Source organism: Streptomyces sp. NPDC101194 (genome assembly GCF_044767885.1).
Lineage (GTDB): Bacteria > Actinomycetota > Actinomycetes > Streptomycetales > Streptomycetaceae > Streptomyces.
The window spans coordinates 1,141,348-1,167,943 of sequence record NZ_JBIWOS010000002.1 but is presented as its reverse complement, the minus strand read 5'-3'; the positions used below and the strand labels follow the sequence as shown (position 1 = coordinate 1,167,943).

Annotated in this window: 22 protein-coding genes and 1 riboswitch; of the genes, 8 read left to right on the top strand and 14 right to left on the bottom strand. The window is 70.0% G+C overall.

The genetic code is table 11. The features are described 5' to 3' along the window. Positions 1–162: 162 nt before the first annotated feature. Positions 163–1,629 (bottom strand): histidine kinase N-terminal domain-containing protein, encoded by a 1,467-nt coding sequence (locus ACIRP2_RS12010; protein ID WP_404249478.1) that lies wholly within the window; start codon positions 1,627–1,629, stop codon positions 163–165. A gap of 341 nt (positions 1,630–1,970) precedes the next feature. Further along, positions 1,971–3,041, bottom strand: coding sequence for an SIS domain-containing protein (locus tag ACIRP2_RS12005; RefSeq protein WP_404248990.1), 1,071 nt, complete (start codon positions 3,039–3,041; stop codon positions 1,971–1,973). Positions 3,042–3,235: 194 nt separating this feature from the next. Here ACIRP2_RS12005 and nagB point away from each other — a divergent pair, with 194 nt between their 5' ends. Continuing rightward, positions 3,236–4,021, top strand: a complete 786-nt coding sequence (gene nagB / locus ACIRP2_RS12000) for a glucosamine-6-phosphate deaminase (RefSeq protein ID WP_404248988.1) — start codon at positions 3,236–3,238, stop codon at positions 4,019–4,021. Between the two features lie 273 nt (positions 4,022–4,294). Here the strand turns inward: nagB and ACIRP2_RS11995 are convergent, their stop codons facing one another. From ACIRP2_RS11995 to ACIRP2_RS11980, 4 genes are all read right to left on the bottom strand, one after another. Further along, positions 4,295–5,839, bottom strand: a complete 1,545-nt coding sequence (locus ACIRP2_RS11995; RefSeq protein ID WP_404248986.1) for a glycoside hydrolase family 3 protein — start codon at positions 5,837–5,839, stop codon at positions 4,295–4,297. Between the two features lie 9 nt (positions 5,840–5,848). Next, on the bottom strand, positions 5,849–6,706 hold the full coding sequence (locus tag ACIRP2_RS11990) for a carbohydrate ABC transporter permease (protein ID WP_404248984.1): 858 nt from the start codon (positions 6,704–6,706) through the stop codon (positions 5,849–5,851). Further along, entirely contained in the window at positions 6,703–7,698 is a 996-nt protein-coding gene (locus ACIRP2_RS11985) for a carbohydrate ABC transporter permease (protein WP_404248982.1), read from the bottom strand. Before ACIRP2_RS11985 ends, ACIRP2_RS11990 begins: the two co-directional genes overlap by 4 nt. A gap of 133 nt (positions 7,699–7,831) precedes the next feature. Further along, positions 7,832–9,133, bottom strand: a complete 1,302-nt coding sequence (locus tag ACIRP2_RS11980) for a sugar ABC transporter substrate-binding protein (protein WP_404248980.1) — start codon at positions 9,131–9,133, stop codon at positions 7,832–7,834. Positions 9,134–9,412: 279 nt separating this feature from the next. On the opposite strand from ACIRP2_RS11980, the gene ACIRP2_RS11975 reads away from it, so the two are divergent. The 5 genes from ACIRP2_RS11975 to ACIRP2_RS11955 all read left to right on the top strand — a co-directional run bounded on the left by ACIRP2_RS11975 (position 9,413) and on the right by ACIRP2_RS11955 (position 16,211). Further along, positions 9,413–10,177, top strand: a complete 765-nt coding sequence (locus ACIRP2_RS11975) for a GntR family transcriptional regulator (protein WP_404249476.1) — start codon at positions 9,413–9,415, stop codon at positions 10,175–10,177. 270 nt (positions 10,178–10,447) lie between these two features. Next, positions 10,448–10,702: a DUF3311 domain-containing protein gene (locus ACIRP2_RS11970; RefSeq protein WP_404248979.1), complete on the top strand. Its 255-nt coding sequence runs from the start codon at positions 10,448–10,450 to the stop codon at positions 10,700–10,702. Further along, positions 10,699–12,336, top strand: coding sequence for a monocarboxylate uptake permease MctP (gene mctP / locus ACIRP2_RS11965; protein ID WP_404248977.1), 1,638 nt, complete (start codon positions 10,699–10,701; stop codon positions 12,334–12,336). Before ACIRP2_RS11970 ends, mctP begins: the two co-directional genes overlap by 4 nt. Positions 12,337–12,507: 171 nt before the next feature. After that, positions 12,508–12,643, top strand: a riboswitch (cobalamin riboswitch). A 137-nt stretch (positions 12,644–12,780) separates the two neighbouring features. Next, positions 12,781–15,192: a ribonucleoside-diphosphate reductase subunit alpha gene (locus ACIRP2_RS11960; RefSeq protein ID WP_404248975.1), complete on the top strand. Its 2,412-nt coding sequence runs from the start codon at positions 12,781–12,783 to the stop codon at positions 15,190–15,192. Then, positions 15,192–16,211, top strand: coding sequence for a ribonucleotide-diphosphate reductase subunit beta (locus ACIRP2_RS11955; RefSeq protein WP_404248973.1), 1,020 nt, complete (start codon positions 15,192–15,194; stop codon positions 16,209–16,211). The genes ACIRP2_RS11960 and ACIRP2_RS11955 overlap by 1 nt, the downstream gene beginning before the upstream one ends. Positions 16,212–16,269: 58 nt before the next feature. On the opposite strand, the gene ACIRP2_RS11950 is transcribed toward ACIRP2_RS11955, so the two are convergent. Continuing rightward, the gene (locus tag ACIRP2_RS11950; protein WP_404248971.1) at positions 16,270–16,482 is read right to left on the bottom strand and encodes a hypothetical protein; all 213 of its coding nucleotides are present in this window, start codon (positions 16,480–16,482) and stop codon (positions 16,270–16,272) included. Positions 16,483–16,563: 81 nt separating this feature from the next. On the opposite strand from ACIRP2_RS11950, the gene ACIRP2_RS11945 reads away from it, so the two are divergent. Together ACIRP2_RS11945 and ACIRP2_RS11940 are read left to right on the top strand one after the other, a co-directional pair. Next, on the top strand, positions 16,564–17,538 hold the full coding sequence (locus ACIRP2_RS11945) for a GlxA family transcriptional regulator (RefSeq protein ID WP_404248969.1): 975 nt from the start codon (positions 16,564–16,566) through the stop codon (positions 17,536–17,538). Positions 17,539–17,642: 104 nt separating this feature from the next. Further along, complete coding sequence (locus ACIRP2_RS11940) at positions 17,643–19,553, top strand: family 20 glycosylhydrolase (protein WP_404248967.1); 1,911 nt, start codon at positions 17,643–17,645, stop codon at positions 19,551–19,553. A gap of 69 nt (positions 19,554–19,622) precedes the next feature. Here the strand turns inward: ACIRP2_RS11940 and ACIRP2_RS11935 are convergent, their stop codons facing one another. From ACIRP2_RS11935 to ACIRP2_RS11905, 7 genes are all read right to left on the bottom strand, one after another. Then, complete coding sequence (locus ACIRP2_RS11935) at positions 19,623–20,360, bottom strand: D-Ala-D-Ala carboxypeptidase family metallohydrolase (protein WP_404248965.1); 738 nt, start codon at positions 20,358–20,360, stop codon at positions 19,623–19,625. A 168-nt stretch (positions 20,361–20,528) separates the two neighbouring features. After that, the gene (gene def, locus ACIRP2_RS11930) at positions 20,529–21,167 is read right to left on the bottom strand and encodes a peptide deformylase (protein ID WP_391741658.1); all 639 of its coding nucleotides are present in this window, start codon (positions 21,165–21,167) and stop codon (positions 20,529–20,531) included. Between the two features lie 104 nt (positions 21,168–21,271). Then, a complete protein-coding gene (locus ACIRP2_RS11925; protein WP_351075401.1) occupies positions 21,272–22,264 on the bottom strand; it encodes a hypothetical protein in 993 nt (330 codons plus the stop codon). Between the two features lie 91 nt (positions 22,265–22,355). Continuing rightward, complete coding sequence (locus ACIRP2_RS11920) at positions 22,356–23,624, bottom strand: HD-GYP domain-containing protein (RefSeq protein ID WP_404248962.1); 1,269 nt, start codon at positions 23,622–23,624, stop codon at positions 22,356–22,358. Continuing rightward, positions 23,621–25,075, bottom strand: coding sequence for an HD-GYP domain-containing protein (locus ACIRP2_RS11915; RefSeq protein ID WP_404248960.1), 1,455 nt, complete (start codon positions 25,073–25,075; stop codon positions 23,621–23,623). Before ACIRP2_RS11915 ends, ACIRP2_RS11920 begins: the two co-directional genes overlap by 4 nt. 175 nt (positions 25,076–25,250) lie before the next feature. Next, on the bottom strand, positions 25,251–25,571 hold the full coding sequence (rsrA, locus tag ACIRP2_RS11910; protein ID WP_404248958.1) for a mycothiol system anti-sigma-R factor: 321 nt from the start codon (positions 25,569–25,571) through the stop codon (positions 25,251–25,253). Continuing rightward, positions 25,568–26,224 carry a sigma-70 family RNA polymerase sigma factor gene (locus ACIRP2_RS11905; RefSeq protein WP_189273941.1) on the bottom strand — a complete coding sequence of 219 codons (657 nt, stop codon included), beginning with the start codon at positions 26,222–26,224 and terminating at the stop codon, positions 25,568–25,570. The genes rsrA and ACIRP2_RS11905 overlap by 4 nt, the downstream gene beginning before the upstream one ends. Positions 26,225–26,596: the final 372 nt, after the last annotated feature.

Below are 26,596 nucleotides of genomic sequence, written 5' to 3'. Positions count from 1 at the left end.
CCGCTACGAGCCTCAGCCAGGCGGCGCGTACAGCGCGTACGCACAACCCCGCCCCCGAGTCGCAGCGCGCAGTACCCCCCGAAGCGCATGCATGAACAGTGAGCCCGGACCGTGATCAACGGTCCGGGCTCACTGCTGTGTTCGCGCCGGTCGCGGCCTGGGCTACTTCTCGGCCCGGACCGGGATGTCGAGGACGACTCTGGTGCCGCGCTCGGGGGCCGGGATCATTCCGAAGGTGCCGCCCAACTCGCCCTCCACCAGCGTCCTCACGATCTGCAGCCCCAGGTTGCCGGCACGCTGCGGGTCGAAGCCTTCGGGCAGACCGCAGCCGTCGTCCTGAACCGTGATCAGCAACCGTGTCTCGGCGGAGGAACCGCCGCGCACCGCCGACACCTCCACCGTGCCGGACTCGGCGAGGGTGAAGGCGTGTTCCAGCGCGTTCTGCAGGACCTCGGTGAGCACCATCGCCAGCGGGGTGGCCACCTCGGCGTCGAGGATGCCGAAGCGTCCCGTCCGGCGGCAGGTGACCTTGCCCGGCGAGATCTCGGCGACCATCGCGATGACCCGGTCGGCGATCTCGTCGAACTCCACCCGCTCGTCCAGATTCTGGGACAGCGTCTCATGCACGATGGCGATCGAACCGACGCGCCGTACCGCCTCGTTGAGCGCCTCACGGCCTCGCACCGAGTCCATCCGACGGGCCTGGAGCCGCAACAGGGCGGCAACGGTCTGGAGGTTGTTCTTCACCCGGTGGTGGATCTCCCGGATGGTGGCGTCCTTGGTGATCAACTCCCGCTCGCGGCGACGCAGTTCGGTGACGTCCCGGAGCAGGACCAGGGAGCCGATCCGGACGCCCTTGGGCTTGAGCGGAATCGCCCGGAGCTGGATCACCCCGCCCGCGCACTCGACCTCGAACTCCCGGGGCGCGTAGCCGCTGGCGAGTTTGACCAGGGCCTCGTCCACCGGGCCCCGGGAGGGGGCGAGCTCGGCGGTGATCCCGCCCAGATGCTGGCCGACCAGGTCGGAGGCGAGGCCGAGGCGGTGGTAGGCGGAGAGGCCGTTGGGGCTGGCGTACTGGACGACCCCGTCGGCGTCGAGCCTGATCAGCCCGTCGCCGACGCGCGGCGACGCGTCCATGTCGACCTGCTGGCCGGGGAACGGGAAGGCCCCGGCAGCGATCATCTGAGCCAGGTCGGAGGCCGACTGGAGGTAGGTGAGCTCCAGCCGGGACGGTGTACGGACGGTCAGGAGGTTGGTGTTGCGGGCGATGACGCCGAGGACCCGGCCCTCGCGCCGCACCGGGATCGACTCGACCCGCACCGGCACCTCCTCGCGCCACTCCGGGTCGCCTTCGCGCACGATCCGGCCCTCGTCCAGCGCCGCGTCGAGCAGGGGACGGCGGCCGCGTGGCACCAAGTGGCCGACCATGTCGTCCTGGTAGGAGGTGGGGCCGGTGTTGGGCCGCATCTGGGCCACGGACACGTAGCGGGTGCCGTCCCGGGTGGGGACCCACAGCACGAGGTCGGCGAAGGACAGGTCGGAGAGCAGCTGCCACTCCGAGACCAGCAGGTGCAGCCACTCCAGGTCGGTGTCGCTGAGGGCTGTGTGCTGGCGGACGAGGTCGTTCATGGAGGGCACGTGTGCGAGCGTACCCGCGGATGGGCAATGGCTCCGAACCGTACGCCCCGGGCGTACGTGTCAGAGGAGGAGACCCGGAAATTGCGGTGCTCCGACGGATGGACACGGGCGAATGGTCTAGTCCACAATGCTCAAGACAGAGCTTCCGCTCTCCCCGCACAGGAGAGTGGATCGAGGTACCCGCGCTCTCTGCCCTGACTGCGCGAGCACCTCTCCCCGGCCGGGGGCACCGCACACCGCCGGCCGAGCAACTCCGGGCTGCGGTGCCGGACGGGCTGAGGGTCCCGATCCGGCGCCGTGGCCCGCGGGTGTTCCTCGGGCCCGTTCCGCGATCAGCGGGTCTCGGTGACCTTGGCCAGCGCGCGGGGCGCGTCCGGGTCCTGGCCACGGGCGATCGTCACCTCGTACGCCAGCAGCTGCAGCGGCAGGATCTCCAGGATCGGCTGGACCTCTTCGGCGACCCCGGCCGTCGGCAGCACGAAGCCGGCGGACGCCGCGGCCACCTGGGCCTCGGGGCCGACCACGAACAGATCCGCGCCACGGCCGCGCAGCCGGTCCAGGACCGGCTGGAGCGCCTCGCCGCCCCGGCCGTCGGTGACGACCGCGATCACCGGGGAGATGTTGTCGACCATGGCGAGCGGCCCGTGCAGCAGATCGGCGCCGGAATAGGAGAGAGCGGGGATGTAGCTGGTCTCCATCAGCTTCAGCGCGGCCTCCTTGGCCGTGGGGTAGCCGTAGCCGCGCGAGGTGATGACCATGCGCTCGGCGAAGCGGTAGCGCGCGGCCAGCGCCCTGACCTCGTCCTTTCGGGCCAGGATCGACTCGGCCCGCTCCGGCAGGATCGCGGCGGCCGCACCGTCGCCGCCGCTCAGGCCCTCCACGAAGAGGTAGAGGGACAGCAGCGACGCCGTGTAGGTCTTGGTGGCCGGGAGGGCCTTCTCCGGGCCCGCGAGGATGTCGATGTGGTACTCGGAGACGGCGGCCAGCGGCGAATCCCGGTTGTTGGTGACGGCCAGCGTGATCGCGCCGGCCTCGCGGGCGGCCCGGGTGGAGGCCACCAGGTCGGGCGAGCCGCCGGACTGGCTGACGGTGACGACCAGCACGTCCCTGAGGTCGGGCTTCGCGCCGTACGCGGTCGTGGTGGACATGGAGGCGAGCCCGCAGGGCAGACCGAGCCGGATCTCCAACAGGTACTTGGCGTAGAGCGCGGCGTTGTCCGACGTACCGCGGGCGGTGAGGAGGACGAAGCGCGGCTTCCGTGCCGCGATCCCGGCGGCCACCTCGAGGATCGCGGGGGCTCCCTCGTCGAGGATCCGGCGCAGCACTCCGGGCTGTTCGGCCATCTCGCCGGACATGATCCGGCCCGGCTTCTCGCGCTCCTCGGACGATGACGTGGTGGGCATGTCGAGCCTCCCAGGAGTGTTCCGGTGCGTCAGGAACGCTGTTCGCCCCAGTCGACCACGGGGAACCGGACGCCCGCCAGCGGGGTGCGGCCGGGACGGGCACGGCCATCGTGTCCGCGCCGTCGGGTTCTGCTAGATTGGACCTCGATTGGTCTATACCACATGATTCAATTCTCCAGATCGGCAGGCCCCGCGTGGAAGTTGTCATCGTCCCGGACGCCAAGGCAGGCGGCGAACTCATCGCAGAAGCCATCGGCGCGCTGCTGAGCCGCAAGCCCGACGCCCTCCTCGGCGTTGCCACCGGCTCTACCCCACTGCCCATCTACCAGGCCCTGGCGGCCAAGGTCCGTTCCGGCGCCGTGGACGCCTCGCGCGCCCGGATCTGCCAGCTGGACGAGTACGTCGGGCTGCCGGCGGGCCACCCCGAGTCCTACCGCTCCGTGGTGCTGCGCGAGGTCGTCGAACCGCTCGGTCTGTCGGAGGCCTCCTTCATGGGCCCCGACGGCTCCGCCGAGGACATCCCGGCCGCCTGCCAGGCGTACGACCGGGCGCTGGCCGAGGCCGGCGGGGTGGACCTGCAGCTCCTCGGTATCGGCACGGACGGGCACATCGGCTTCAACGAGCCGTGCTCCTCGCTCGCCTCCCGCACCCGGATCAAGACGCTCACCGAGCAGACCCGGATCGACAACGCGCGCTTCTTCGACGACGACATCACGCAGGTGCCGCACCATGTGATCACCCAGGGCATCGGCACCATCCTGGAGTCCCGGCACCCGATCCTGCTCGCCACCGGCGAGGGCAAGGCCGAGGCCGTGGCGCAGACGGTCGAGGGTCCCGTCGCCTCGATCGTGCCCGCTTCCGCGCTGCAACTGCACCCGCACGCGACGGTGGTGGTGGACGAGGCCGCGGCGTCGAAGCTGAAGCTGGCGGACTACTTCCGCGCCACGTACGCGTCGAAGCCGCCGTGGCAGGGCATTTAGGGCCTCCCGTTCGGATCGTGACGGGCTCGCGGGGTCCGGCACGATCCGGACGGAAGACCCCGATCGTCGCTGACGCGGGAGAGGGCCGGAGCGCACCCGACCAAGGGTGCGCCCCGGCCCTCTCGTATGCCGACGCGTGTCCCGCGGGCGTCCTCGGCCACCGCCCTCGCGGTGCGTGGAGGCGCGGCCGCGGGAACGGGCGTCCTCCCCGCCGGGCGGGCTCGATCCGGCCCGGCGGGGAGGTGTGCTGCGGCCCCTCGTCCCGTCCCGTACTCAGGCCCGGGGGTGGCCCGTACCGGCGGTGATGATCTCCGCGGCCGCCAGTCCGCAGACGCGGGCCGCGCCGTGGGTGGCGATGTGCAGGGCGCCCCGGGGGGCCGCCTGCGGGACGCCCATCTCGACCACCACCGTGTCGGGGCGCTCCGCCACCAGGACGTCGAGGGCCTCCGTCATCCACGCGTGGCGGTGGGCGTCGCGGACGACCACGACGACGCGCCGCTCCCCCGCGGCCCGCAGCACGGCTGCCACGGGCTCCTCGGTCTCGCTGCTGTACGTGCCGGTCTCCGTGCCCGGCAGCAGCCGGCCCAGCTCCGCGGCGACGCCCCACGGGGTCTCGTCGCCGACCGCGATGTTCGACGCCGAGGTGAACGCGGCGACGTACGCGGCCTCGGTCAGCGGCTCGGCGGAACCGGTGACCCGCACCGCGCGGCGGGCGGCGACCAGGCCGATGTCAGAACGGATTCCGGTGCCGGGCGCGGTCCCCTCCTGCGCTGCCGCACCTGGCTCCGAGCCGGCCCGGTCCCGGGCCCCCCGCGTCCAGGCCGCGAGGGCACGTACCCGTGCGGCGGCGTCCGCGAGACGCTCCTCTGCGAGTTCACCGCTGCGTACCGCCGCGACCAGCGCGTCGCGCAGCCGCTGCACCGTGCCGTCGTCCTCGAGACCGCCACCGACGCACAGGGCGTCGGCTCCGGCGGCGATCGCGAGGACGGAGCCGCGCTCGATGCCGTACGTCCCGGCGATGGCCTGCATCTCCACGGCGTCGGTGACGATCAGGCCGTCGTAGCCCATCTCCTCGCGCAGCAGACCGGTGAGGATCCGCGGGCTCACGGTTCCGGGGCGGTCCGGGTCGAGCGCCGGCAGCAGGATGTGCGCGCTCATCACGCACTTGGAACCCGCGGCGACGGCCGCCCTGAAGGGCACGAGCTCACGGGCGTGCAGGGTCTCCAGGTCCACGTCGATGCGCGGCAGCGCGTGGTGCGAGTCGATCGCGGTGTCGCCGTGACCGGGGAAGTGCTTGGCGCAGGCGGCGACTCCGGCGGCCTGGAGGCCTTCGACGTACGCGGCGGTGTGCCGGGCCACGAGCCGGGGGTCGGCGCCGAACGACCGCACACCGATGACCGGGTTGCCCGGGTTGGAGTTGACGTCCGCGGACGGCGCCCAGTTGAGGTCGACGCCGCACTCGGCGAGCCGGCGGCCCAGCTCCTGGGCGACCGAGCGGGTCAGCTCCACGTCGTCGACATGGCCGAGCGCGAGGTTGCCGGGGAAGGAGGAGCCGGTGCGCACTTCGAGGCGGGTGACGTCGCCGCCCTCCTCGTCGATGGCCACGAGGAGGTCGTCACGCCCGGCCCTGAGCTGGGCGGTGAGCGCGGCGACCTGCTCGGCCGTACGGATGTTGCGGCCGAAGAGGGCGACGGAGGCGAGTCCTTCGTCGACCCTGCGCAGCACCCAGTCCGGGGCGGTGGTGCCGGTGAATCCGGGCTGCAGTACGGCGAGGGCGTCGCGGGTGACGGTGTCCGTGGCGGATATCAGGGTGGTCATGAGGCAGCGTTATCCCTTCACGGCGCCGGAGGTGAGGCCGGTCGCCATGTACTTCTGGACCAGCAGGAAGAAGGCCACGACCGGGATGGCGATCAGCGTCGAAGCCGCCATCAGCGCGCCGTAGTCGATGCCTCGCGAGGTGGTGAAGTTCATCAGCCACACGTTGAGCGTGTATTTGTCGTTGTCCTGCAGCACGACGTAGGCGAGCAGGTATTCGTTCCAGGCCGTGATCAGCGAGAAGATGGACGCGGCGGCGAGGCCGGGGGCCAGCAGGGGGAAGGTGACGCGCCAGAACGCTCCCATCCGGCTGCAGCCGTCGACCATGGCCGACTCTTCCAGTTCCTGCGGAATGTTGATCACGAAGCCGCGGATCATCCACGTCGCGAACGGCAGGGTGGACACGAGGTAGATGACGATGACGCCCCAGTACTCGTTGAGTCCGCCCAGGTCGTTGAGCTGGATGTAGATGGGGATCAGCATGGCTGTCGGGGGCAGCAGCTGGACGACGAGCAGCACGATCATGAAGAACTTGCGTCCGCGGAACCGGAAGCGTCCGATGGCGAAGGCCGCGATCGTGGCCAGCAGCATGCCGCCGAGGACGGCGACGCCGCACACGATGAGGCTGGATTCGATGGCCGTGCCGAAGTTCGGCTGCTTGATGGCCCGGGAGAAGTTGTCGAAGGTGATCGACGTCGGCCAGAGCGTCTGGTCGTAGCTGCGGATCTCGGCGTTGGGCCGCAGGGAGCTGACGATCAGCCAGTAGACCGGAAACGCCATCAGCACGAAGGCGACGAGGCCCGCGATGTTGTAGCCGATGCGGCTCTTCTTGCGGTCCGGGCGGAGGACCTGGGGGGTGGAGGTACTCACTCGACCTCTCCGATCTTGAGCAGCTGGCGCAGGTAGTACACGGCGACGCCGGACAGCAGCAGGACCGTGATGAGTGAGATGGCGGCGCCCTGGCTGAACGAGTTGGACTCGAATGCCTTCTCGAACGAGTAGATACCGAGGACGGAGTACTCGGGTTCCGGCTTGTTGCCGCGCATCAGGAAGATCTGGCCGAAGACGTTGAAGTCCCAGAGCACGGACAGGGTGGCGACCATCTGGAAGACCGGCTTGATGACGGGCCAGGTGACGAAGCGGAAGATACCGAAGGTGCCGGCTCCGTCGAGCGAGGCGGCTTCTTCGAGCTCCTTGGGAACCTGGGTCAGCGCTGCGTACAGGGTCACGGAGACGAAGGGAACAGCACCCCAGACCACCACCGCGCCGATGATGACGAAGCCCTGTTTCGGGTCCAGGAACCAGTTGTGTCCCTGCGCGTCGATCCCGAGATACTTGGTCAGCACCATGTTCAGGACGCCGTAGTCGGAGTCCGCGAACCACCGGAAGATGGAGGTGGCCACGAGGAGCGGCATGGACCAGGCGGCGACCAGCGCGGCGGTCAGCAGGAGCCGTACCCATGTGGACATCCGCTGCATGAGCATGGAGAGGCCCAGGCCGACGGCCATGGTCGCGACGACGCAGACGACCATGAAGACGATGGTCCGCCAGACGACGTCCCAGAACTCGCCGTCTCCGAGGATGTTGGTGAACTGATCGAAGCCCACCCACGGAGCGGCGTCCCCCGACCACAGCTCACGGCGGCCCACGTCCTGGAAGGACATGATGACCGTCTTGATGAAGGGCCAGACGAACACGGCGGCGATCGCGATGAACGCCGGGGCTATCAGGAGGTACGGCAGCAGAGCGCCGGCCTTCCGCCGTGGACGATTCACGTTCTTCGCAGGCTGAGGTTCCGTCGCCTCAGGGGCCCGCGGGACGGACACCGGCGGGTCGGCTGCTTTCATATCGGCGGCACTCACTGTGCTGGCCTTCCGTTCGGACCTGGTACCGGAGGACGGGGATGGCAGCTCCTTTCGGACTACCACCCCCGCAGATGATCAATCGAGTCGGTGGTTCCTGGACTCACCGGCTCGGATTCCGTGAGCCGGAGGCTCAGGACTCCTTGTTGATCATCGAGTCGATCTCCGCGTCGGCCGCCTTGGTGGCATCCGCGACCGACTTGCCCTTGATGATGTCGAGCAGCATGACCTCGAGGGTTTCCTTCTTCTCGATCGCCGTCCAGCCCGGGGCGATCGGCGTGAACCAGGCGTCCGGCACGGCGTTGGCGATGGCCGCGGTCTCCGGCTTGGCCTTCAGCGGCTCAAGCTGCTTGGTGTTGTTCGGAAGGATGTTCTTGGAAGCGAGCACCTCTTCGGACTTCTCGCTGGTGAACATCGAGATCCACTCCTCGCCGAGATCCTGGATCTTGGACTTGGAGATGGTGGCCAGGTCGGAGCCGCCGATGAAGGAGGGAAGGGCCTTGCCGTTCGGGCCGGGCATACCCGCAGTGGCGATCTTGCCTTCCAGCTTCGGGTTGCCGTTCGCCTTGGAGTCGACGACGCTGCCGGCTTCCCAGCCGTTGCCGTAGAGAAGCGCGGTCTTCTCGTTGGCCATGACGTTGGCGTGGTCCGCCTCGTCCTTGGTCTTGTCTCCGTGGTTGTACTTCTTGACCAGCTCGACGAAGTCCGTGATGCCCTTCTGGGCCTCGGGGGTGGAGAGGGTGGACTTCCACTCCTTCTTGCCCTCGTCGTACTCGGCTATCCGGCCGCCCTCGGCCGCGACGTAGGACATCGCGGCGTACCAGTAACGGCCCGGCAGGTACAGCGGCGAGAACGCCTTGTCCTTGCCGTACTTCGAACCGATCTTGTCGAGCGCGGCGGTCAGCTCGTCCTGCGTGGCGGGGAGGGTGTCCTTGCCGGTGCCGGCCTTGAACATGTCCTTGTTGTAGATCGCTACGCGGGCGCCGGCGTAGTAGGGCACACAGTACTGCTTGCCCTCGAAGGCGCAGGTGTCCTTCAGACCCTTGATCCAGGTGTCCGAGTTCTCGTACTTCTTCGGGTCGATCTTGCCGAGAGCCCCGTTGAGGATGTACGTCATGGTCTCGGTGTTACCGAGTTCGACGACGTCCGGGAACTTGTCACCGGCCAGAGCGGCGTCGAGCTTCTTGGCCTTGTCCGCCCACGTCTGGTACTGGACATTGACCTTGACGTTCGGGTACTTCGCCTTGAACTGGCTGTTGACATCCTTGACCAGTTCGGGCCAGGTGCTCTGCGCGTCCGACATCAGCCAGACGGTGAGCGTCTCCTTACGGTCCTTCGGGTCCTTGGACGAAGTCTTGTCGTCGTTCGAACCACACGCCGCGATCGAAACCAACATGCCCGCGACGCCGATCGCCGCGATGAGCTTGCGCTTCACGCCACCCTCCTCAGGGATGCTGCAACCCCTCCCCACCGCGAAGACCGTCGACGAGTACTGCTGGGGCTGGGACCTGGTCTTTAATGGTTTAGACCAGCACCGGGAGCTTGGCCTAGACCTTTTGGGGTGTCAAGGGTGTATAAGAAGTGCACTCGCGTCCGTTATAGGACCGACACCTGAGGGAGGGCGACGAGCCGTGACCGGACCGTGCCACCATGTGAGCCGCGACAGACGGAGGAGCCGGTGACGGCAGCAACGCAGCAGTCGGGAAGGCGGGCCATGGGTGCCGACGGGGGCAGTACGGAGAACGAGACGGGCGCGGCCACGCGGACGGCACGCGTCCCGAAGTACTACCGGCTGAAGCGACATCTCCTCGACATGACGGACACCATGCCGCCGGGCACCCCCGTGCCACCGGAACGGACCCTGGCCGCCGAGTTCGACACCTCGCGCACCACCGTGCGCCAGGCGCTCCAGGAACTGGTCGTCGAGGGCCGGCTGGAGCGCATCCAGGGCAAGGGCACCTTCGTCGCCAAGCCGAAGGTCTCGCAGGCCCTCCAACTCACCTCGTACACCGAGGACATGCGCGCCCAGGGACTGGAACCGACGTCCCAGCTACTGGACATCGGCTATGTCACGGCCGACGACACGCTCGCCGGGCTGCTCGACATCACGGCCGGTGGCCGCGTGCTGCGGATCGAGCGGCTGCGGCTCGCCAGCGGGGAGCCGATGGCGATCGAGACCACGCACCTTTCGGCCAAACGCTTTCCCGCGCTGCGCCGTTCACTGGTGAAGTACACCTCGCTCTACACCGCGCTGGCCGAGGTGTACGACGTCCGGCTGGCCGAGGCCGAGGAGACCATCGAGACCTCGCTCGCCACCCCGCGCGAGGCCGGACTGCTCGGCACGGACGTCGGCCTGCCGATGCTGCTGCTGTCCCGGCACTCCCTGGACGGGCAGGGCGAGCCGGTGGAATGGGTGCGCTCGGTCTACCGCGGCGACCGGTACAAGTTCGTCGCGCGCCTGAAGCGGCCGACGGACTGACCCCGGACGCGGCGGCCGACCGGTCCCGGCCCCTCGCGTCCGCGCACTCGACTGTCGGCGGCCCCTGGGGAACGCGTCTCCGCACGGGGGCCGCCCGCCTGCCTCCGCACGGGCCGACTCCCGCACGTTTGACAACATTCCGAACATTCGATCCCGTTCGCGGGACCGTTGCCGGACCGCAATGCGGACAGGGGGTGACGGTGACCGGAAGCCTCCCCTAGATTTCGTGCGCATTACACCAGGTGATCAGCGAGGGGACGGAGTCGCCGCATGGCAGCAGAGCCTGAAGGAAAACCGCCCACGATCACGCCCGTACGGGTGGTCATCGCCCTGTGTCTCGTCGCGCCGTTCGTGGCGATGCTCTGGGTGAGTTCGTACGCGAAGGTGGACCCCACCTTCATCGGCATCCCGTTCTTCTACTGGTACCAGATGCTCTGGGTGCTGATCTCCACCGCGCTCACCATGGTCGCGTACAAGCTGTGGCAGCGTGACCAGCGCGCCCGCAAGGGGGGTGCGTCGGCATGAAGGACGGCGTGAACGGCGTCGCGCTCGGCGTCTTCATCTTCTTCTTCCTGGCCGTCACGGTCATGGGCTTCCTGGCGGCGCGCTGGCGCAAGGCCGAGAACGAGGCCAGCCTCGACGAATGGGGCCTGGGCGGACGGTCGTTCGGCACCTGGGTCACCTGGTTCCTGCTCGGCGGCGACCTGTACACCGCGTACACCTTCGTCGCCGTGCCCGCGGCGATCTACGCGGCGGGCGCGGCAGGCTTCTTCGCCGTGCCGTACACCATCCTCGTGTACCCGCTGATCTTCACCTTCCTGCCGCGGCTGTGGTCCGTCTCGCACAAGCACGGGTACGTCACCACCTCGGACTTCGTCCGCGGGCGCTTCGGCTCGAAGGGCCTCTCGCTGGCGGTCGCCGTCACGGGCATCCTCGCCACGATGCCGTACATCGCGCTCCAACTCGTCGGCATCCAGGCCGTGCTGGACGTGATGGGCGTGGGCGGCGGAGAGAACACCCACTGGTTCGTCAAGGACCTGCCGCTGCTGATCGCATTCGCGGTGCTCGCCGCGTACACCTACTCGTCCGGCCTGCGGGCACCGGCGCTGATCGCGTTCGTCAAGGACGGACTGATCTACCTGGTCATCGCGGTGGCGATCATCTACATCCCGATCAAGCTCGGCGGCTTCCACGACATCTTCGCCAAGGCGGGCGAGGCGTTCTCGCAGACCAACCCGGCGACCGGCAAGCCGCGCGGCGCGCTGGCACCCGGCGAGGCGGGCCAATGGGGTTACGCCACCCTCGCGTTGGGCTCGGCACTGGCTCTCTTCATGTATCCGCACTCGATCACGGCGACGCTCTCCAGCCGCAGCCGCAACGTGATCCGGCGCAACACCACGATCCTGCCGCTGTACTCGCTGATGCTGGGCCTGCTCGCGCTGCTCGGCTTCATGGCGATCGCCGCCGGGATCAAGGTGGACAACGGGCAGTTGGCCATCCCCCAGCTGTTCGAGAACATGTTCCCCGACTGGTTCGCGGGGGTCGCGTTCGCCGCCATCGGCATCGGCGCCCTGGTGCCCGCCGCGATCATGTCGATCGCCGCCGCGAACCTCTTCACCCGCAACATCTACAAGGACTTCCTCAAGCCGGACGCCACCCCGGAGCAGGAGACCAAGGTCTCCAAGCTGGTGTCCCTGCTGGTGAAGGTCGGCGCGCTCGCCTTCGTCCTCACCATGGACAAGACGGTCGCAATCAACTTCCAGCTGCTCGGCGGGATCTGGATCCTCCAGACGATGCCGGCCCTGGTCGGCGGCCTGTTCACCCGCTGGTTCCACCGCTGGGCACTGCTCGCGGGCTGGGCGGTCGGCATGGTGTACGGGACGGTGGCCGCGTACGGGGTCGCCAGCCCGACCCAGGCGCACTTCGGCGGTTCGTCCAAGGAGATTCCCGGCATCGGCGAGATCGGCTACATCGGCCTGACGGCGTTCGTGCTGAATGTGGTCGTGACAGTGGTGCTGACCTTCGTCCTGAACGCGGTGAAGGCACCCACCGGGATCGACGAGACCTCCCCGGCCGACTACACGGCCGACGCGGGCGACCCGGGCGTCCAGGTGAAGCTCCCGCCGGCCACGGCCGGAGCGCCGGGCGGCGGCCACTGACGTACGCTCCACCACCGGCCGACGGCCCGTCGAGCCCCCTCCTGCGGGGCTCGGCGGGCCGTCCGCGCGATCGGGGCCACGCGGCCCCGGAGAGGGCCGCACAGCTCGTTCTGTGGGCTTGACCCGAGTCGGCCGACACAACATGTGGGGGCTGCCTCATCGGGCGGCCCCCACATGTATGCTCATGCTCGCTGTCGCCGCAGGGGAATCCGGTGCGAATCCGGAACTGTCCCGCAACGGTGTGTTCGGTGCGCTTTTGCGCACCCCCGAGTAAGTCCGAGGACCTGCCGACAGCGCATCCGGCTCGACCGAACCGGATGCCAGACGTCCGGGCCTCGCGGATGGGCCGGTGGACGCCGTACGGAGTGCTGCCCCGCTCGGGCCCGCCTCTGCCCGGCTGCCCCGTTCCCCGCCGGCCCCGAGCCGAGCGAGGGAGAGCACCACGTGACCATCGCGCCAGCCGATCCGGCTTCAGTCGCCGTGTCCGTAGCGGCCGAGTCCGAGGGGACCGCACACGACGGACCGGGGACCGCACTGCTGCGGACCCTGACCGACCTCACCGTCGATCTGCCCGACACCGACCCCGGTCGTGTCGCCGCCGCCGCGCTGCGCGGCCGCAGCGCCCGGTCGGACGAGGCCGAGCTGCGCTCGCTGGCCACCGAGGCCGCCGCGGGGCTGATCTCCGAGGACCCCGCGTACTCCCGGCTCGCCGCCAGGCTCCTGACCCGCGCCATCGCGGACGAAGCGGCCGGCCAGGGCGCGGTCTCCTTCTCCGCCTCCGTCGCCGTCGGGCACCACGAGGGCCTGATCGCGGACCGTACCGCCGAGTTCGTCGCGCTGCACGCGGACGCCCTCGACGCGCTGGTGGAGCGCTCGCTCGCCGACGGCGCCGACGACCGGTTCGGTTACTTCGGGCTGCGGACCCTGCACAGCCGCTATCTGCTGCGCCACCCGCACACCCGCCAGGTCATCGAGACGCCCCAGCACTTCATGCTGCGGGTCGCGTCCGGTCTCGCCGAGGACGATTCGCAGCGCGCCCTGGACGAAGTCGCCGCGCTGTACGGGCTGATGAGCCGGCTCGACTATCTGCCCTCCTCGCCGACCCTCTTCAACTCCGGTACCCGGCACCCGCAGATGTCCTCCTGCTACCTGCTGGACTCCCCGCTCGACGAACTCGACTCGATCTACGACCGCTACCACCAGGTGGCGCGACTCTCGAAGCACGCGGGCGGCATCGGGCTCTCGTACTCCCGCGTCCGTGCCCGCGGTTCGCTGATCCGGGGCACCAACGGGCACTCCAACGGCATCGTGCCGTTCCTGAAGACGCTCGACGCCTCCGTCGCCGCGGTCAACCAGGGGGGCCGGCGCAAGGGTGCCGCCGCCGTCTACCTGGAGACCTGGCACGCCGACATCGAGGAGTTCCTGGAGCTGCGCGACAACACGGGCGAGGACCAGCGGCGTACGCACAACCTCAACCTGGCGCACTGGATCCCCGACGAGTTCATGCGCCGGGTCGACGCGGACGGCGACTGGTCGCTGTTCTCCCCCGCGGACGTGCCCGAGCTGGTCGACCTGTGGGGCGACGAGTTCGACGCCGCGTACCGGGCCGCCGAGGCCGAGGGGCTGGCCCGCAAGTCGATGCCGGCCCGCGAGCTGTACGGCCGGATGATGCGTACCCTCGCGCAGACCGGCCAGGGCTGGATGACGTTCAAGGACGCCTCCAACCGGACCGCGAACCAGACCGCCGAGCCGGGCCGCGTCGTCCACTCCTCGAATCTGTGCACCGAGATCCTCGAAGTCACCGACGACGGCGAGACGGCCGTCTGCAACCTGGGCTCGGTCAACCTGGGCGCGTTCGTCGCCGACGGCGCCATCGACTGGGAGCGGCTGGACGCCACCGTCCGTACCGCCGTGACCTTCCTCGACCGGGTCGTCGATATCAACTTCTACCCGACCGAGCAGGCCGGCCGCTCCAACGCCAGGTGGCGCCCGGTGGGCCTGGGCGCGATGGGTCTGCAGGACGTCTTCTTCCAGCTGCGCCTGCCCTTCGACTCCCCCGAGGCCCGCGCGCTCTCCACGAAGATCTCCGAGCGCATCATGCTGGCCGCGTACGAGGCGTCCTGCGACCTCGCCGAGCGCTCCGGCCCGCTGCCCGCCTGGGCCGAGACGCGTGCCGCGCGCGGGGTGCTGCACCCCGACCACTATGACACCGAGCTGAACTGGCCGGAGCGCTGGGACGCGCTGCGCGCCCGGGTCGCCACGACTGGCATGCGCAACTCCCTGCTGCTCGCCATCGCACCCACGGCGACGATCGCCTCGATCGCCGGGGTGTACGAGTGCATCGAGCCGCAGGTCTCCAACCTGTTCAAGCGCGAGACGCTCAGCGGCGAGTTCCTCCAGGTCAACGCGTATCTGGTGGACGAGCTGAAGCAGCTCGGCGTGTGGGACGCCCGCACCCGTGAGGCGCTGCGCGAGGCCAGCGGCTCCGTGCAGGGCTTCGCCTGGATCCCCGAGGACGTGCGGAAGCTGTACCGCACGGCGTGGGAGATCCCGCAGCGCGGACTGATCGACATGGCGGCGGCCCGTACGCCGTTCCTCGACCAGAGCCAGTCGCTGAACCTCTTCATGGAGACGCCGACGATCGGCAAGCTCTCCTCGATGTACGCGTACGCCTGGAAGCAGGGGCTGAAGACGACGTACTACCTGCGCTCGCGCCCGGCGACCCGGATCGCCCGTGCGGCCTCCGGCCCGTCCGCGGCCACCGCCCCCATCCCCGTGCAGCAGGCCTCGACGCCCGACGCCGACGCGATCGCCTGCTCCCTGGAAAACCCCGAGTCCTGCGAGGCCTGCCAGTGATGAGCTCCACCGAATCCGAGAAGAACCTGCTCGACCCCGGCTTCGAGCTGACCCTGCGGCCCATGCGCTACCCGGACTTCTACGAGCGCTACCGCGACGCGATCAAGAACACCTGGACGGTGGAGGAGGTCGACCTCCACTCCGACGTCGCCGACCTCGCGAAGCTCTCCCCCGGTGAGCAGCACATGATCGGCCGGCTCGTCGCGTTCTTCGCGACGGGTGACTCGATCGTCTCCAACAACCTCGTGCTGACGCTGTACAAGCACATCAACTCCCCCGAGGCGCGGCTGTATCTGTCGCGGCAGCTCTTCGAGGAGGCCGTGCACGTCCAGTTCTATCTGACGCTGCTGGACACCTATCTGCCCGACCCGGACGACCGTGCCGCCGCGTTCGACGCGGTCGAGGAGATCCCCTCGATCCGTGAGAAGGCGCAGTTCTGCTTCAAGTGGATGGATTCGGTCGAGAAGATCGAGCGGCTGGAGACGAAGGCCGACCGCCGCCGCTTCCTGCTGAACCTGATCTGCTTCGCGGCGTGCATCGAGGGGCTGTTCTTCTACGGCGCGTTCGCGTACGTCTACTGGTTCCGCTCGCGGGGTCTGCTGCACGGTCTCGCCACGGGTACCAACTGGGTCTTCCGTGACGAGACGATGCACATGAACTTCGCGTTCGAGGTCGTGGACACCGTCCGCAAGGAGGAGCCCGACCTCTTCGACGACGAGCTCCAGCAGCAGGTCACCGACATGCTGAAGGAGGCCGTGGCGGCGGAGCTGCAGTTCGGCCGCGATCTGTGCGGTGACGGTCTGCCGGGCATGAACACGGAGTCGATGCGGCAGTACCTGGAGTGCGTGGCCGACCAGCGGCTCACCCGGCTGGGCTTCCCCGCGGTCTACGGCTCCGAGAACCCGTTCTCGTTCATGGAGCTGCAGGGCGTGCAGGAGCTGACGAACTTCTTCGAGCGCCGGCCGTCCGCGTACCAGGTGGCGGTGGAGGGATCGGTCGCGTTCGACGACGACTTCTAGGTCTTTCGGTCGGATCGGGCCGGATCGGCGAGCCCGGCGTGATCCGGACGGCATACCCCTAGATCCTGGCCCAGCTTCTGAGGTGGGGGCGCCGCGCAGCCATGACGGGCTGCGCGGCGCCCGTCGTTTCCGGGGGGCCGTCACTCCGTGCCCGTTCCGCGGCGCGCAGCTCGCGGTCGATGCGGCGCTCCCGGGCGAGTCCGGCCAGGGCAGGCAGCAGGACGAGAGCGAAAAGTGCGGCTATGCCCAGTACGTTCTGGAATGTGTTCATGGCTCTACTCTCGTCCGCGCGGACGGATTGCGGCAGTGGCAGGACTGTCATGGACCATCGAATTACTGCCACACTGGCGTCATGCTGAACAATGTCGCCGCCCTGCTGCTCGACGAGGTCCATCCCTTCGAGCTGGGTGTGCTGTGCGAGGTCTTCGGGCTCGACCGCAGCGACGAGGGCCTGCCGGTCCACGACTTCGCCGTGGTCTCCGCCGAGGGCCCGGTGCTGCGGACCCACGCCGGATTCACCATCAGTACGCCACACGGCCTCGACCGCCTGGAGGAGGCCGACCTCATCGCCGTGCCGGCCGGCAGCCACTTCATCGCACGGGACTACCCCGAGGAGCTCCTCGACGCCCTGCGCCGGGCCGTGGACCGGGGCGCCCGGGTGATGAGCGTCTGCTCCGGGGCCTATGTGCTCGGGGCGGCCGGGCTGCTGGACGGCCGTCGCTGCACCACCCACTGGCGTCATGCCGACGAACTGGCCCGCCGCTTCCCGCGGGCGGTCGTCGAACCCGACGTGCTGTACGTGGACGAGGGCCCGGTCATCACCTCGGCGGGCACGGCGGCCGGGATCGACGCCTGTCTGCATCTGGTCCGGCAGGCGTACGGCCCCGATGCCGCCAACGCCATCGCCCGCCGCATGGTGGTGCCGCCGCACCGCGACGGCGGGCAGGCGCAGTACATCAAGCGGCCGCTGCCCCGCACCCGGTGCGACACGGTCGGCGGGACCCTGGCCTGGATGGAGCGCCACCTCGACCAGGAGATGACCGTCGAACAGCTCGCCGCCCAGGCACACATGTCCCCACGCACCTTCGCCCGCCGCTTCCAGCAGGAGACGGGCACCACTCCGTACCGCTGGCTGCTCCGTCAGCGGGTGCTGCTGGCACAGCATCTCCTGGAGACATCCGATGAAACAGTGGACACGATCGCCGGGCGCACCGGCTTCGGAACGGCCGCCGCACTGCGCCACCAGTTCGTACGATCGTTGGGCACCACGCCGAACGCCTACCGCCGCACCTTCCGCGGCCCAGGCGCCATGACCGAGGTAGCCTGACCCGTCACAGATCTGACGTCGGATCATTCGTCCAACCGTTGAGCACACCTGTCCATGGACCATGGCCCGGGTGACCCAAGAGGGTCGGTCCCATGGACATGTGGATGGCACGACGAAGGACCATCGGGGCTGTGGTGGCTGCGCTCGCCGCCGCGCTGCTGCCCTGGCAGAGCGCGGCGGCCGAGGACGCGTCCGCCGCCGCACCACCGCCCGAGGTGCTGCCCTCTCTGCGGCAATGGCAGCCCGGCGAGGGCGAGTTCACGCTGGCCGACCGGGCGCGGATCGTACTGGACGGGGTGCGGGACGACCGCACCGTCGGCGACGCGCGCCGCTTCGCCGGCGAACTGACCGGGAAGGCTTCGGTGTCGCGGGGCGCGGCGGCGGCCCGTACCGGCGACATCGTGCTGCGGCAGGACCCGTCCCAGAAGAAGACGCTGGGCGCGGAGGGCTATCGGCTCGACGTCGGCGACCGGGTCACGGTCACGGCCGCGACCTCCACCGGCGTCTTCTACGGTTCGCGGACCGTCCTCCAGCTGCTGAACGACGACGGCCGCGCCGCGCGCGGATCGGCGACCGACGTGCCCGCGTACCGTGAGCGCGGGGTCGGGGTGTGCGCCTGCTACATCAACGTCTCGATCCCGTGGTTCGAACGGCTGATGAAGGACATGGCGTCCCAGAAGCTCAACCAGCTGTGGATCGAGGCCAAGGTCAAGAGCGACACCGACCCGGCGTCGGCGTTCTGGGGCTACTACACGAAGCCTCAGGTCCGCACCCTGGTGGCGCTGGCGAAGAAGTACCACATCGAGCTGGTGCCGGAGATCAACTCCCCCGGCCACATGGACACCTACCTGGAGAACCACCCGGAGCTCCAGCTCAAGGACAGGAACGGCGTCGCCTCCCCGCCCCGGCTCGACATCTCCCGGCCCGAAGCACTGACGTACTACACCTCGATGGTCGACGAGGCGCTGAAGGTGTGGGACACCCGCGCCTGGCACATGGGCGCCGACGAGTACATGATCGGCTCGTCCTACCCGAACTACCCGCAGCTGCAGACCGCGGCGACCGCGAGGTTCGGCGCGGGCGCGACCCCCGACGACCTCTTCGTCGACTTCATCAACCAGGTCGACGAGCATGTGAGGGCCGGGGGCCGTTCGCTGCGGATCTGGAACGACGGCCTGGCCGGCCGCAACGGCGTCGTCCCGCTGAACCGTGACATCACCGTGGAGCACTGGCTGGGCGGCGGCGCCATCCAGAAGCCGTCCGCGCTGCTCGCCGAGGGCCGACAGGTCATGAACTCGGCGTACGCGCTCTACCTGGTGCGAGGCGGCTACACGACGCAGACGCGACAGCTCTACGAGAGCGACTGGACGCCGCTGCGCTTCGAGGGCGAGACGCTGCCCGCGACGGCCGCGAACCTCACCGGCGCCAAGATCAGCCTGTGGCCGGACAGCGCGGCGGCCGAGACCGAGAACGAGGTGGAGGCGAAGACCTTCATGCCGCTGCGCTTCCTCGCACAGGCCACCTGGGGCGGCCCGAAACCCAGTGAGACGTATGCCGGTTTCGAGGCACTGGCCCGGCGGATCGGTCACGCGCCGGGCTGGTCGAACACCGACCGCACCCCGCTCGCCGACGGCACGTACCGGCTGACCGCGGGCGACCGGGCGCTCTCCCCCGCCGCGGACGCGGGCGTCTCCCTGGTGGGGGCCGGTACCGCCTCCTGGACGCTGACGGCCACCGCCGACGGCTACTACACGGTGCGGTCGTCCGAGACCGGTCAGTGCCTGGACGCGGTGCGCGGAAAGAAGTACCTGGGCGCCCCGCTGGAGGTGGGGGCGGAGCTCTCGCTCGGGGCCTGTTCGGCGACGGCGCGTACACAGCGCTGGCAGCTGGACACCGGGGCCGGGGGGCTGACCCTGCGCAACGCCATCTCCCAGCTCCGTCTGACGGAGCGGGCTCCGGACGGCGCCGCGGTCCAGACGACGGGCGCGACGCGGCTGACGGCAAGGACCGCCTGACACGGGCGGTACATGGAGATGGGCCCCGTACGCCGGTTCGGTCGGACCGGCGTACGGGGCCCTCGTGTGTCAGATGCCGCAGTTCGGTGCCGACCAGAAGTGGCTGGGCCCCTGGTTGACGTGGACGTGGTCGCCGTGGTCCGGGTAGCCGGGGCCGAGGATCCCGTTGAAGCCGTGGTTGCGGGCCTCCTTGGCGAGGGTGCACAGCGCGTGCGGTCCGGCGCCGAGGTCGGCCGCGTCCCCGTACAGATGACGGCTGTTGGACGCGCCGCCGACCGCGCTGTTGCAGGAGGTGGAGCGGAATCCGCTGGTGATCCGGATCGGCTGGTCGCCGAGCGCGTGCCGCAGCGCCTCCAGTTTCCACATGGTGCTCAGGGCGTTGGCCTTCGCCGTGCCCGCCGCGACGGCACCACCCGCCCAGGTCGAGTTGCACTGGTTGTGCTCGGCGTACGTGAAGTGGACCGGGGTGCAGTCGTTGTCCTGGAGCTCATAGATCTTGGCCTGGGTGGCCGGACCCGCGATGCCGTCCGCGGCGAGACCGTAGGCGGCCTGGAAGCGCTTGACGGCGGCGGTGGTGGCCGGTCCGTAGGAACCGTCGAGGGCGAGCACGGAGTTGTAGCCGGGGTAGCCGGCCACCCGTATCTGGAGCTGGACCACGTCGTTGCCGGTGGCGCCGGGGGACAGGGTGCGGGTCCAGGTGTAGCAGCCGTCGGCCTGTGCGGTGCCGGCGGTGACCACGGCCCCACCCAAAGCGAAAGCCATGGTCATGACAAGACCGAGCAGGAGTCGTGCGGTGCGTCTGAGCATGAGGGGTTCCCTACCACGACGGAGATGTGGTGAGAGAGCTTGTCGGACGAGTCGACGCGCGTCAACTGCCCACGGACAAACGGTGGTTGACGGACGGTCAACAGACAAGGGCCGACGGGCCCGGCCTCCCGCGCAGGGGATGCCGGGCCCGTCGGTGGCAGCCGGACGTCAGTCGTTCGGCACGATCTCGTAGCGCGGGGTGTTCTCCGCCATCTGCCGCAGGGCGTCCTTGCGGTCCCGCTTCGAGAGCCGGTCGATGTACAGGTACCCGTAGAGGTGGTCCGTCTCGTGCTGGAGGCAGCGGGCGAAGTAGCCGTTGCCACGGATCCTGACCGGGTTGCCCTTGGCGTCCTGTCCGCGGACCACCGCGTAGTCCGGGCGGGCCAGCGAGGCGTACGCCGTCGGGACCGAGAGGCAGCCCTCGTTGGAGTCGTCCAGGACCCGGTCCTCGGGCGCCAGCTCCTCGAGCACCGGGTTGCAGACGGCGCCCACGTGCCGTACGCCGTCGTCGTCCGGGCAGTCGTAGACGAAGACCTTCAGGTCGACGCCGATCTGGTTGGCGGCCAGACCGACACCCTCCGCCGTCCGCTGGCTGGCGAACATGTCGTCGATCAGCCGGGCCAGCTCGTCGTCGAACTCGGTGACGTCCCGGCACTCCTTGTGCAGCACCGGGTTGCCCACGACCGTGATCGGACGGGAGGTACCGCGCTCGCGATGTGCCGCCTCGCGCGCCTCGCAGTCCTCCGTGTCCACGACGAAACCTTCGTCGTCGAGGGTGATCTGCTCGTCCGTCTCCTGCTGCGCCATGTCCGCCGTACGCCTTCCTCAAAACCTGAAACCCGGGCATCCGAAGGTCGGGGGCCGGGTACCCGAGCACCGCGACCGGTGCCCGTACAGCCTACGGGCACCGGTCAGCAGACTTCTTCGAGATCCCGCCACTCACGGCTGTCCGGGCTGTCCGCCACCCAGCCGTCCAGCAGTCCGCGCACCAGCCCGGCCGGCGCCGCTATCCCGCACTCGCGCTCGGGCACCCACAGCTCACCTGCGGTGCGGTGCCCCAGCGGGCCCGGATGCCCCGGCTCGCTGTGGTCGTGCGGATCCAGGTGCTCGCCGTCGCCCTCGTCGCTCTCCATCCTGCTCTCCGAACAGGCCCGGCAGAGCAGCCGCACGGAGGACGACCAGTCCTCGGCGGCGAACCCCGCGTCGGAGGCCAGCTGCTCCAGCGCGTCCCGGTCCGCCTCGGTGGCCGCTTCCAGCAGCACCACCCAGGTGGGAACGGGGGACGGCGCCCACAGCTCGATCTCGTCGAAGACGGGGTACGCGGGGCCGGCCGCGGTGACCCGCTCGCCGTGCGGCACCCCGTCGTGCAGGACGACCTCTCCCCAGCGCCGGCCGGACGACGGCAGCGGGATGGAGAGCACCTCCATCCGGGCCGGATCGAGCCTGCGGCCCCAGACGACCTCGGCCTCGCCCTCCGGCGACAGCCGTACCGCGGCGCTGCCGAGCTCCATGCCGACGGGCTCGCTGTTGGCCGCCGAGGTGTGCTGGCCGGCCCCCGGCACCTTCAGGCCGTACGCCTGCCAGGCGCGGCGCGCCAGCGGCCAGTCCTGCAAGGCGGTGGCGGCGATCCCGACGTTCCACCAGTCGGGAGCACCGGACTCCTTGTCGAGCAGCGCGACGGCCCTGAGGCCGGCGGCTCTCGCCTGTTCCCAGTCATGCCGGAATTTGTGCAGCAGCGCCAGGTTGAACCATGACTCCGAGAGCCAGGGTTCCAGGTCCGCCGCACGTGTCAGCAGTGCGCCCGCGTCCTCGTACCGGCCGTCGCCGATCAGCGTGAACGCGCGGTCCGTGGCCTGCCGCCAAGAGGCGGAGGGCCGATGCCGTACCTTCCCGAAGATCCTCACGATTCCCGCCCGTCCCGACTGGACACCCTCGTTTTCCGCTCCTCTTCGCATCCAACCATGCCCGGCCGGACGCTCGCTCATTACCCATGGGTTACCCGGGCGGAACGGGGGTCGGACCGTCCCGTGCCAGGACCCGGGCCAGGGATTCCACGACCTCGGGCTGATAGTCGTGACCGGTCCCGAGCCTGAGTTGTTCCAGCGCGCCCAGCGGCCCGATGAGACTTTCCCCGCAGAGGTCGTCGTATGCGTTGACGGCCCTGACGATCCTGGCGGAAAGCGGCTGCTCGCGGAAGGGGTCGGCCTGTCGTTCCACCACGACCGCGACGTCGGCGTCCACCCCGGTCTGCCGGACCACCGCCCCGCCGAGCAGCGCGATGCGGCGCTGCTCGGCCCGGGGCAGGGTGGCCGTCGCACCGTCCGGGACCGGGTCGACCAGGGAGAGCTGGCCGATGTCGTGCATCAGGGCCGCGTACTCCAGCACGGTCAGCTCGTGTCCGGAGAGCCCCAGCTCGCGGCCGACGGCGGTGCAGAGCGTCGCGACCCTGCGGGCGTGGCCGTGCGGGGTGTACCCGGCGATCTCGGTGGACCGGGCGAGCGAGGTGATCGTCTGCCGGTAGGTGGTGCGCACGGCGACGAACCGGCGGAACGAGACCTGGGTGAGCAGCAGCGGTACGCACAGGACGGGCAGCGCCCACAGCCCCGCGACGGCGACCCCGAGTGCCATCACGACCCCGGTCGCGCAGACCGCGGACCCGATGCCGACGAGGGCGCGCAGCTCGTCGTGGAGCAGCGGCCCGTAGGGATGGCGGGTGCGCGAACGCAGCAGCAGCGCGGCGAGCACGGCGTCGCACAGCGCGGTCAGAACGAGGAGCAGGAGCGGGAAGAGCACGTAGTACGGGCCTTCGCCGAGCCGGCTCGCGACGCGGCCGGAGTTGTACAGCGGCTGGAAGCACACGGCGGCGAAGGCGACGGTCAGGATGCGGCGGGCCACCCGGTCGAGCGAGGGTCCGCTGCCCCGGGCCACATGCGGCACACAGGCGACGAGCTGCGCCGCGACGAGCACGGCGACCACCTGGAGGACGCCGTGGCCGGTGGGCGCGCCGCCGCTGCGGCCGAGCAGGGCGTACGCGAGCGCCCCCGCGGCCCCGAGCGGCGCGGGCTCGCGTTCGCCGGGCAGCGCGCCCCAGCGGGCCAGTTCACCGACGGTGATGAGGACCCCGAAGGCGAGGGCGTGGCCGGGCTGGTGGACACCGTCCCAGAGGGTGTGGCCGAGCCCGGCGGCGGCGAGCGCGGCGGCGGCGCCGCGCACGGCGAGGACGGCCGGGGGCAGCGCCTTTCGCCGGGTGCGGGCCGGGTTCATCCGGGCCGGTCCGCGGACGGCTGCGGACCGAGGGACGCCCCGAGGCCGTCGGCGGGCGCCACAGGACCGCGCGCCGCGTCGAACGCGTCCGACCGCGGCGGACGTGCCGGGGACATCGGTGCCTCCCCGTTCCGTGGCCGCGGAATCGCCTCGTCCGCCGTCACCGCTGTCGACGGCGACCACCCGTGCCGTTCCACCCCGCGCACCAGCGCCCGTACCATCTGCGGATCGAACTGCGTGCCAGAGCAACGATTCAGCTCCTCCAGCGCCGCGGGCACCGGCCGCCCCCTGCGGTACGACCGGGTCGACGTCATCGCGTCGAAGGCGTCCGCCACCGCGACGACCCGGGCGAACTCGGGGATCGCCCGGCCGCTGAGCCCGTACGGGTAGCCGCTGCCGTCGAGCCGTTCGTGGTGGTGCAGGATCGCGTCCCGGGCCTCGCCGAGGAAGCCGATGCCGCGGACGATCTCGTGCCCGTACTCCGGATGCAGTTCGATCACCCGCCGTTCCTCCGGGGTGAGCGGTCCGTCCTTGCGGAGCACCCGGGTCGGGACACCGAGCTTGCCCACGTCGTGCAGGATGCCGGCGAACCGCAGGACCTCCAGACGGCCCTGCTCCATGCCCAGTTCGCGGGCGATGAGGACGGAGGCCTGTCCGACCCGTTCGCTGTGACCCCGGGTGTACGCGTCCTTGATGTCGACGGCCTGCACCAGTGCCCTGATGGTGGCGCGGTGGGCGGCGTGCTCGCGGTGGTACTGGGCGAAGACCCAGCAGGAGATGTACATCGGCAGCAGGACGATGAGCGCGGACACCGGACCGTACGGACCGCGCCACAGCACGGCCATCATCAGTCCGGCGAGTCCGTGCACCAGGTGCGGTCCCAGTGAGCGGGACAGCAGCCCGTCCCAGGCGCGCCGTACGGGCAGCCGTTCGGCCACGACCAGGATGGAGCCGTCCAGGGCGGCCAGGACGAGGCTGAAGGCCAGGGCGGCCGCGCAGGCGGGCAGCAGGGCGTACGGGAGGTCGGGGAGCCGGTCGGCGCCGGACCCACCGAGCGTGGCCGCGCCGCCCAGCAGCCCGTGGACGCACGAGGCCGCCTCGACGGTGACGGCGAGCTGCGCGGCCCGCCAGACCCGCCGTGCGGCGGCGGGCCTGTTCTCCACCCGGCCGACGAGCGATCCGGGGATCGCGACCAGGCCGGCCGCGGCGGGCGGCAGCAGAAAAGCCGCGGCAAGCAGCAGCGGAAAGAACGATCCGGCTCCGATGGGCACGGTGCTGCCGAAGAAGGGGCAACGCCCGGGGAGTTCACAGGCCAGATAGAGCGCGGTCAGCAGTCCGACGGTGGCCCAGGGGATCCCGGCGCCCGTGCGCAGCGCCGGCAGCACACAGAGCAGGGCACCGGCCGCGGCCACCAGGACGTACGCACGTGCCGCCCCCTGTGTCGCTCCCACCCGCCCGGCCCGCCCCCCAACATGGTCAATGGAGGCGCCAGGCTAGCGAGTTGTGTTTCCCACCGAGCCCCGATGGGCCCGATTAGCACATTCGGGTGATGTGGTGCGGACGCGGATGGTGCGCGGGCGGACCCGGGCGGCCGGGCCCCGGCGGGACGGCCGCCGGGCTACGGCGTCATTCCGTGGCTGCGGCCGGGCGGCCGGTCTCCGACGTCGTCACGTCCTGCTCGGGCACGGCCTGTCCCGAGCGGATCAGATCGATCCGGCCCATCACCTTGGAGCGCAGGTCGGTCGGCACGTCGTCCTGGCCGCAGCAGCGTTTCACCAGCTTCTTCACGGCCTGCTCCAGGCCGTACTTCTCCAGGCACGGGGAGCACTCCTCGAAGTGGACCTCGAACTTGGTGCAGTCGCTGTCGGGCATCTCGTGGTCGAGGAACTCATAGAGATGATCGAGGACCTCTGAGCAGTCCGTCTCGTGCGGCTCTCCGCAGCTCATGAGCCCGAGCCTTTCCGATCGTCCGACTCTCCGGCACCGGCCGGGACGAGCCCGCGCTCACGGGCGTAGTCCTCCAGCATGCCGCGCAGCTGGCGGCGGCCCCGGTGCAGTCGGGACATCACCGTACCGATGGGAGTCCCCATGATGTCCGCGATCTCCTTGTAGGCAAAGCCCTCTACATCGGCGAGATAAACGGCGATGCGGAACTCTTCGGGGATCGCCTGCAGAGCGGACTTCACGTCCGAGTCGGGCAGGTGGTCGAGCGCCTGCGACTCGGCGGAACGCAGACCCGTCGACATGTGCGACTCCGCGCGCGCCAGCTGCCAGTCCTCGATCTCCTCGGCGGCGCTGCGCTGAGGTTCGCGCTGCTTCTTGCGGTACGAGTTGATGAACGTATTGGTGAGGATGCGGTACATCCACGCCTTGAGGTTGGTGCCCTCACGGAACTGGTGGAAGGAGCCGTAGGCCTTGGCGTACGTCTCCTGGACCAGGTCCTCGGCGTCGGCGGGGTTGCGCGTCATGCGCAGCGCGGCCGAGTACATCTGGTCGAGGAAACCGAGCGCGTCCCGCTCGAAGCGCGCGTTGCGCTCGGCGGTCGTCTCCTGCGCGCGGCCGTCGTCGGTCCCTGTGTCGGTCCCAGTGACCGGACCCACCTCCTCCAACGCTGTGGCGGAGCCGAAACCGGACCCGCTCGAATCGGAGAATAGTCGACCTTGCTTCGAGACGGGCTGTCGATCCGATCCGCTCAGCGCCCGCTCGGGAGTGGTCCTGGCCGCGTGCAGGACCGTCCACTCCAGTTCGGCGGCGTTCGAGCGGCGCGGGCAGATGGTCGAACCCATGCGACGGACTCCCTCTCCACGTACGACGTTGATGTACCGATGACACCGACAACAGTGGCCCCCGGCTCAACATTCCCGGGGGTGGGGGGGGGGGGGCGGGGGGGGGGGGGGGGGGGGGGCCCCGCCCCCCCCCCCCCGCGCGCGCGGCCGCCCCAACCGGGGCGCGCCGCGGGGCGGGGGGGTGGT

What these genes read in the sequence shown, in the direction of transcription:
- ACIRP2_RS12010 (WP_404249478.1), bottom strand. Translation starts at nt 1,629, where the DNA reads ATGAACGACCTCGTCCGCCAGCACACAGCCCTCAGCGACACCGACCTG.
- ACIRP2_RS12005 (WP_404248990.1), bottom strand. Translation starts at nt 3,041, where the DNA reads ATGCCCACCACGTCATCGTCCGAGGAGCGCGAGAAGCCGGGCCGGATC.
- ACIRP2_RS11995 (WP_404248986.1), bottom strand. Translation starts at nt 5,839, where the DNA reads ATGACCACCCTGATATCCGCCACGGACACCGTCACCCGCGACGCCCTC.
- ACIRP2_RS11975 (WP_404249476.1), top strand. Translation starts at nt 9,413, where the DNA reads ATGGGTGCCGACGGGGGCAGTACGGAGAACGAGACGGGCGCGGCCACG.
- ACIRP2_RS11970 (WP_404248979.1), top strand. Translation starts at nt 10,448, where the DNA reads ATGGCAGCAGAGCCTGAAGGAAAACCGCCCACGATCACGCCCGTACGG.
- mctP (WP_404248977.1), top strand. Translation starts at nt 10,699, where the DNA reads ATGAAGGACGGCGTGAACGGCGTCGCGCTCGGCGTCTTCATCTTCTTC.
- ACIRP2_RS11955 (WP_404248973.1), top strand. Translation starts at nt 15,192, where the DNA reads ATGAGCTCCACCGAATCCGAGAAGAACCTGCTCGACCCCGGCTTCGAG.
- ACIRP2_RS11950 (WP_404248971.1), bottom strand. Translation starts at nt 16,482, where the DNA reads ATGAACACATTCCAGAACGTACTGGGCATAGCCGCACTTTTCGCTCTC.
- ACIRP2_RS11945 (WP_404248969.1), top strand. Translation starts at nt 16,564, where the DNA reads ATGCTGAACAATGTCGCCGCCCTGCTGCTCGACGAGGTCCATCCCTTC.
- ACIRP2_RS11940 (WP_404248967.1), top strand. Translation starts at nt 17,643, where the DNA reads ATGGCACGACGAAGGACCATCGGGGCTGTGGTGGCTGCGCTCGCCGCC.
- ACIRP2_RS11935 (WP_404248965.1), bottom strand. Translation starts at nt 20,360, where the DNA reads ATGCTCAGACGCACCGCACGACTCCTGCTCGGTCTTGTCATGACCATG.
- def (WP_391741658.1), bottom strand. Translation starts at nt 21,167, where the DNA reads ATGGCGCAGCAGGAGACGGACGAGCAGATCACCCTCGACGACGAAGGT.
- ACIRP2_RS11920 (WP_404248962.1), bottom strand. Translation starts at nt 23,624, where the DNA reads ATGAACCCGGCCCGCACCCGGCGAAAGGCGCTGCCCCCGGCCGTCCTC.
- rsrA (WP_404248958.1), bottom strand. Translation starts at nt 25,571, where the DNA reads ATGAGCTGCGGAGAGCCGCACGAGACGGACTGCTCAGAGGTCCTCGAT.